Origin of the sequence: Providencia sp. Me31A (genome assembly GCF_050487165.1) — a bacterium.
In the GTDB taxonomy this organism is placed as follows: Bacteria; Pseudomonadota; Gammaproteobacteria; order Enterobacterales; family Enterobacteriaceae; genus Providencia.
This window is the reverse complement of record NZ_JBKQGZ010000047.1, coordinates 1-6,632: the sequence shown is the minus strand read 5'-3', so window position 1 is coordinate 6,632 and position 6,632 is coordinate 1. Positions and strand designations below refer to the sequence as shown.

The following is a 6,632-nucleotide window of genomic DNA, read 5'->3' as shown; positions in this document are numbered from 1 at the left end:
CTCACGGGCATGATTTAAGATTTTTGTTTTATGTGCAATATCTCGTTTAGCTTTAATGTTCATCATATCTGACCTCCGGCTACAATTAGAAAAAACTAATTGTCAACCGAAGTCCAGACTTTCATACGACTCATCACGCCGAGCTAATCAGTCAGTAATTGGTTATTATGATTTTGAAAGAGATGACCAATACTGTAATTAATACATGAAAAGCCATGTTAAATGGCTTTTCACTTTTATAATATTAAAAATATCTAACTTTCCCCTTCCTTTAAAAAACTGCAGTATATAAATTAACTATACAACTTCTATAATAACTCTAAGACACGGTTCCAATGTGCGACCTAAGAATTGAGCCCTTAACGTCACTAACATAACTTATTAAAAATAACAGTATTACTATTCCAAAAATACTCAATTATTACTCATTAGTTTTACTCTTAAAGAACTAACTTAGAGGTCATGTATTCATACATATAGATTATCATGTTTAGCATCTGTAATTTTATAGACAATTGACATTCAGCGCACAGATTTCATCATTTTTATAAGCCATTTAAGTTTGCTAGAAAAGATACGAATCAATATGTTGAATACTCGATAAACTTAAATATTATTATTTTGGTTAATTACGCATTGATTAAAAATATTTGAAATATTCATTTGATAATATTTTCTTTATTTGTAGCGGTCAACTGAAATTAATCTATTTCTATGAAAACGTATAGAGAAAAGTAACATAAGGATAACTTACACTACTTATTATAATAACTAGAAAAGGCATTATGTGTTAACACAGATACGAGCATTATCCACACCAATCCTTAGTTGAATTATCAAAATCTCATTTTAGTATTTTATGTATTATCACTATTAATAATAGACTAGCTGGAAACGAAAACAATGTTACAAATGAAATTAACACACTGGTATCCAGCAGTTCATTAATAACTGCTCTTAATTGTATTGTAGTCATATTATCTGACCATGGCTGCTCCATTTGGTATTTTTGGTTAATAGCCATTCCTGCATTCAATAAAAACAATATAACGTAATTTGCTACAATAATACCAAGCGTTAATCCCCACTTTACGAATAATTTAATTCTCATTAATTTCGTCCCCGTAAAGTAATTGTCCAATTATCCCCATTGTTTCTTCTCCAGAAAAATCGGTATGATATCCAACCATAGATGCTGCACCAGATGCGGCTTCAAACAATGTTCTCGATTTACTTTTTTCCATAGGTGTAACACCTGTGACATTTGGATACTGCTCTTTGAATAACCCAGTTACTTCTACGACAACAAGAGAAGATAAATCTTGTTTCTTACCAACCATGTAATCCTCTAAAGATGCGGGAACCACAAAAGATTCCTGACCAGTCACAATATATCTGGCTAACGAATAACTCGAACGAACAGATGATAATTCTTTTTCAAAAACCTTCGAGCCACCTGCTTTTATTGCATTTACTGTTTGTGTTGTACAATTACTCGTTGATAAATCATAAATGTTTATTGTGTGCCCATACTTTTTAGTTGCCTCGCCCACATTAGGGGATAATCCAACAGGGGAAGATCCGTCCCTCCACAACACCATAAAGTGAGCTTCTACTTGCTGTATATTGGCATCATTTATAGCAAAAACCCGAGCATTCATTTTGTATAACTCGTGTCGGTAGTAATTTCGTGCATCCTCACCTATAAGGCGAATTAAGATACCATCCCCCACAATGCCAAGTGTACCAGTCCGACCAAATCTACCATAAGTATAAACTGTTATTTGGTTATTTTTATGTAATGAAACATACGAGTGCCCAGAGCCTACTCTTTCTGTCCACACATAAACTCCATCAGGAATGAGATTATCTAAAGCCGTGCATTCACCTATGATATTAGAAGGAATAAAAGCGGCGTGACACGGACACGTTGAATAACTTTTGCGGGTATCAGCAGCTGGTTGCCCCCCAATTAAATGAGTAAAATCTCCCCCTACTATTTCATACCTTCCTGCATGAACACCACATGTAACTTTATTACCTTGAACGGCTTGTCGCTTAAAATTAATACCACTCCGATGTGCTAATGCACTCCCCTCTAATACTCTTCCACCGCATGTGGTCCTATCCCCCTCTAGCACTTTGAATGACATCACCATAAATCACCTCAATAAAATTAATTAACTAGGTTTTGTGTAATACTATAACTTGAGGTATTTGCAGCTTTATGTTCACAGGTGATACTTTCATACTTCATCGATACTGTTTCATAAGCTTGTGCATCATTATTGTCTAGGGCATTTGGATGGTGATTACTAATGCTTACGATTGATGCATTAGTCAATTTGATTGTTTTATAGACTATCAACTTACCGCTTCTATCGGTTCTATAAAAGCTAAATTCACAATCAAGTAACTCGTTATTATTAATGCTATTCATCAAGAGAGGGGTCGATTTATCATCTAATTTTGTAAATGAAAAGGGTGAGTGTGATACGTTTTGGTGACGACTCATACTATAATTAGTTGAATAAACAAAGATTTCATTTTCATGATCTTCTTGGTATTTATTTCCTATTGAGTCGTAACTTGAACATCCAGCAGAGATAAGCCCTTGTTTCTTCCCTTTTATAACTAAATATATTTGATTTGCCATCGAGACGATCCTTAATATAAAAAGAATAATTAAGCATTATATCTCCCTTATTTCTATAGGAATATTCAACATAGTTAATAAAAACAGCGTAATACTCCCATAAAGATTATTGAATCCAACTCAAAATCAGTCTCTAGGTTAAATTCAGTTCCCATAAAAGGAGTTGAACTTAAAGTAAACATCAATACCCTATGTTTGCAGTCATAAACCGACTGTGCCACACTATTGTGCCATTAACTTCATCGACATAGATAGAAGAATCAAACAGTTATATTGGGGAGGAGCTTCAAGCCAGCTCCACCAAATTAGTATTCGAATGCATTCGTAATTATTCGAAAAAACCTTAAAAAGCCTTAATTCATAACGAGTTAAGGCTTTTTTATTATTCGTTTATATCCGTTACCTATCGTTTTAACTCGAAAGCTTTGGTAGTATGTTTAGTAGTAAAAGATAGATTCTACTATTTTTCTTACTACCAAAGTCCTGTCCTTATAAAATCTCTTTATATAGTTATGTTTTTCGCTGAAAAATGCGTCCCTCTGTCCCAAGGCAGGCTATCACATTGATATACAAACAAAAAGCATAGAATACCCCCCCGTCCTCGGCTATTGTCCCAACATTTATAAATCAACCATAGAAATGACTTAACCACATGATTTAAAATAAAAATACACACTGGGACACTAAAATTAAAATAGGTCACACTGTTAAGTAATAGAGCAAATGTCCCATAGTAGTAGGCGATTTAACCGTTAAAAACGTTACTACAGAGATAGAGAATCGAATATGCCTAAAAAATAAAGCCCCTATTCCTGTTCTGCGCAACTAAATCAGGACACTTTTCTTAAGGAATTTTGTTCATACTCAATTGGGGGCAGATCACCGTTGGCAGTATGAAGCCTTTCTAGGTTGTAATAGCGCATATACGCGATAACATCTTCTTTCATCTGTTTCCGAGTCGGCTGTGGGATTTTCAGTACCCAATCGTGTTTTAAACTGCCAAAAAATCGTTCTACAACGGCGTTATCCCAACAGGCTCCAACATCACCCATGCTTGCCCTAATACCATAGCTTGTTAGCAAGCGGCGATATCGCTTACTCGTATATTGAGAGCCTCTATCACTATGAAAGACTAAGCCTTTTTCGGGCTGGCGTAAGTTATATGCTTTCATCAAGGCTTTACTGACTAAATCTGCCGTCATTCGTTTATCGATGTGCCAACCCACAATACGGCGTGAGTATAAGTCCATCACGATGGCTAAATACATCCAGCCTTCCCCTGTTTTTAAATAGGTCACATCACCCGCCCACACTTCGTTAGGTGCGTGAGGATTAAAATTTTGATTGAGCAAATTATCGGCTACGGCATCACTGTGTTTGCGTTTTGTGGTGACTTTGTAAGCAACGCGCTGAGTGACGACTAGGCCAAGCTGAGCCATTAGCTTTTGAACGCCATAAGCACTCACGCTAAAGCCCTCTTTGCATAACCGTTTACGTAACGTTCTATAACCTAAGCTATTTCGACTCTGTTCAAAGATAGCTTTGGCTCTGCGGTACAGGCTAAGTTGTTCTGCGGTGATCAATTTTGCTGGGCGTTTAAGCCAAGAATAGTAGGCAGAACGACTTATTTTCATTAACTTGCAGAGCTTCAGCACGGGAAACTGTGAAGATAATTGCTTAATCGTTTTAAACGCTACTTGGTTTCCTTTAGCAGGAGGGCGCTGGCTTTCCTAAGAAACACATTCTTCTTTTGCCTGTAAGAACATCCCCATTCTCTCAGCCTGACGTTTAAGGTTTTTTATTACCCGTTCTTTATACCGCATCTCGTAGTATTCAGAGCCAGGATCTTGATACTTTGTTCCATATTTCATTGCATTGTAAAACAGTATGGCTATTTTTCTTGCTGTCGCGGTTACCGCTTTTGCTTTACCTACCCTATATGAGAGTCTTCGATAAAACGCACCTAGGGCTGTATCTGACCGGCCCACCGTCGTTGCAGCAAGCCTGAGATGAGCGACAACTCGATTATTACTCTTTCGGGAGTGGGACGACATCACCTTACCACCACTAATTTTTGACCCTGGGCACAATGTTAACCATGATGTAAAATGCTTTTCGGTTGGCCATTTATTCATATCCGTGCCACATTCAGATATCAGTCGTAATGCAAGAAAAGGGCGGATGCCATGTATTTGTGTGAGATCTGTTCCTATTAAGCGATACAATTTTTCTCGCACATCAAATGTTATTGCGTTGGGTTGTTTGGTTCTCAGATGGGGGATGTTGTGACATGTAGGCAGTTTTTAGGATCTCTTTCTCCATCCTAAGTTCTTTATTTTCTTTTCGAAGCCTTAATAGCTCAGCTCTCTCATCGGCATTCAAGCTGCTACCGGATTGTTCAGCGTCGAATTTTGCTTTCCAGTTATAAAGTAATTTATCGGTGATCCCTAATGAAGCTGCCGCTTTTGGGACGCTATAACCTTGTTCGGTGACTAATGCGACCGCTTCTTGCTTAAACTCAGTAGTATAAAACCTGTTTGTTCGTTTTTTCATTTAACACCTCAATAATTGGATTATATTCCATTATTAAAATGTCCTGTTTGATTAAAGCAGATCATTGGTTACCTTCCACTATTTTTTGTACATCACATGAATTCATACCAGTACGAATGGTGACACCTGTATCTAAATGAATCTCAGCGCCGCGAATACCATTAAAACTAATGCTTTCAAAATGAGTAATGCGCTCCAGCACCACAACAGTACTTGAGTTGTAGCCTGGTCCATAAGGTGCAAAGCTATAAGTTTTCATTGCGCTGCTCTCTCATCATCTGTTTTTCGAATGGCTTTTAACTGCCCGTTGGCCTTATCTAACGCTGATAACAAAGGGTCAATCCATAGCACCGCCTGGCAATAAGTTAAGGTGCTGGTGGTAGTGGTACTAATACTGGCTCGGTTAGCGTTTTGGGGATCGGCGTACATTGACCGTAGTTCGTAGGTGTACTTGAGCAGCCCATCAGCAATAGGCTGAGGCACAGGCAAATCACAAGTAAGCTCTTTTTTGAGTATTTCTCGATATTCAATGACTTTCTCCTGTGATTTAACTTCTGTCTGAATACCATGGCGATAAGCTACAGTAGCTATTTGATTAAACCGATTGAATTGAAGCGACTGGCTGGCAATGATTTTGCTTTTATTGCTGTTATCCACCTTTAGCAACGCATTATTTTCATGCTCTGAAACAGCCCACCAGCCTAGACCGACAACCATAAGAAACAGCCAAGTTGAGCTATCTATTTTCATAAGTTCACCTGCTTACCTCGGTAGTGATCTAGGGCTTTTTGACATCGCTTTTCTAAACTTACCTTGTCAATACCGCATGTATCGTCTCTGAGTACATATACGCCAGCTGCCAAGTAGACGGGAATTCCGATAATGAAAGCGGATATGCATAGGCGAATTCGCCAAGGCATACGGCTTTTTCTACTTCTCGCCTTGTCATTAACCCTTTCCACGGCTTACCCCTGCATATATCCAGCGTTTAAGTTCATTGCATGCGCCAGCTTGGTCACCAGCATTGAGTTTTTTAAGTAGCGTAGAACGTGAGAATGCCCCTGTTCCTACGTTATAAGTGAATGAGTAAAGTGCAGCTCTGGTGTAGTCAGGAATATTAACCTTAATTAAGGGATTCACTGCTTTAGCGACAATGGCCAAGTCTTTTTCTAACAGCGCTTCACACTCGGCTTTCGTATAAGTTTTTGTGGGAATAATGTCAGAGCCTGTGTGCCCATAACACACCGTGAGTACTCCAATGGGGTCAAGATAGGGGTTAGGATCATACCCCTCAAACGTAAGCGCTTAATGAACCAGTAAAGCTTTACTCAACCTCACTGATTTCTACGTTCCATGGCATGAGATCCGACACATCATCTTTCGGACTTCGTTTTGGTAACTCGGTAAACAGGTGTTGGAAGTA

Annotated in this window: 6 protein-coding genes and 3 pseudogenes; all 9 read right to left on the bottom strand. The window is 38.2% G+C overall.

Features of this window, described 5'->3' with window-relative positions:
• Positions 1–844 precede the first annotated feature (844 nt).
• Positions 845–1,111, bottom strand: a complete 267-nt coding sequence (locus tag ACLPIE_RS22050) for a hypothetical protein (RefSeq protein ID WP_430263777.1) — start codon at positions 1,109–1,111, stop codon at positions 845–847.
• Entirely contained in the window at positions 1,101–2,159 is a 1,059-nt protein-coding gene (locus ACLPIE_RS22045) for a PAAR domain-containing protein (protein WP_430263776.1), read from the bottom strand. Before ACLPIE_RS22045 ends, ACLPIE_RS22050 begins: the two co-directional genes overlap by 11 nt.
• A gap of 17 nt (positions 2,160–2,176) precedes the next feature.
• Positions 2,177–2,656 (bottom strand): Hcp family type VI secretion system effector, encoded by a 480-nt coding sequence (locus ACLPIE_RS22040; protein WP_430263775.1) that lies wholly within the window; start codon positions 2,654–2,656, stop codon positions 2,177–2,179.
• Positions 2,657–3,486: 830 nt separating this feature from the next.
• A pseudogene (locus ACLPIE_RS22035) lies at positions 3,487–4,439 on the bottom strand (IS3 family transposase); the annotation flags it as partial.
• Complete coding sequence (locus ACLPIE_RS22030; protein WP_430263774.1) at positions 4,387–4,893, bottom strand: transposase; 507 nt, start codon at positions 4,891–4,893, stop codon at positions 4,387–4,389. The pseudogene ACLPIE_RS22035 and the gene ACLPIE_RS22030, both read right to left, overlap by 53 nt.
• A 64-nt stretch (positions 4,894–4,957) precedes the next feature.
• Positions 4,958–5,209: pseudogene (locus ACLPIE_RS22025) on the bottom strand (transposase); the annotation flags it as partial.
• A 61-nt stretch (positions 5,210–5,270) separates the two neighbouring features.
• The gene (locus ACLPIE_RS22020; RefSeq protein ID WP_430263773.1) at positions 5,271–5,468 is read right to left on the bottom strand and encodes a hypothetical protein; all 198 of its coding nucleotides are present in this window, start codon (positions 5,466–5,468) and stop codon (positions 5,271–5,273) included.
• The gene (locus ACLPIE_RS22015) at positions 5,465–5,959 is read right to left on the bottom strand and encodes a hypothetical protein (RefSeq protein WP_430263772.1); all 495 of its coding nucleotides are present in this window, start codon (positions 5,957–5,959) and stop codon (positions 5,465–5,467) included. Before ACLPIE_RS22015 ends, ACLPIE_RS22020 begins: the two co-directional genes overlap by 4 nt.
• 58 nt (positions 5,960–6,017) lie before the next feature.
• A pseudogene (locus tag ACLPIE_RS22010) lies at positions 6,018–6,484 on the bottom strand (lysozyme); the annotation flags it as partial.
• Positions 6,485–6,632: the final 148 nt, after the last annotated feature.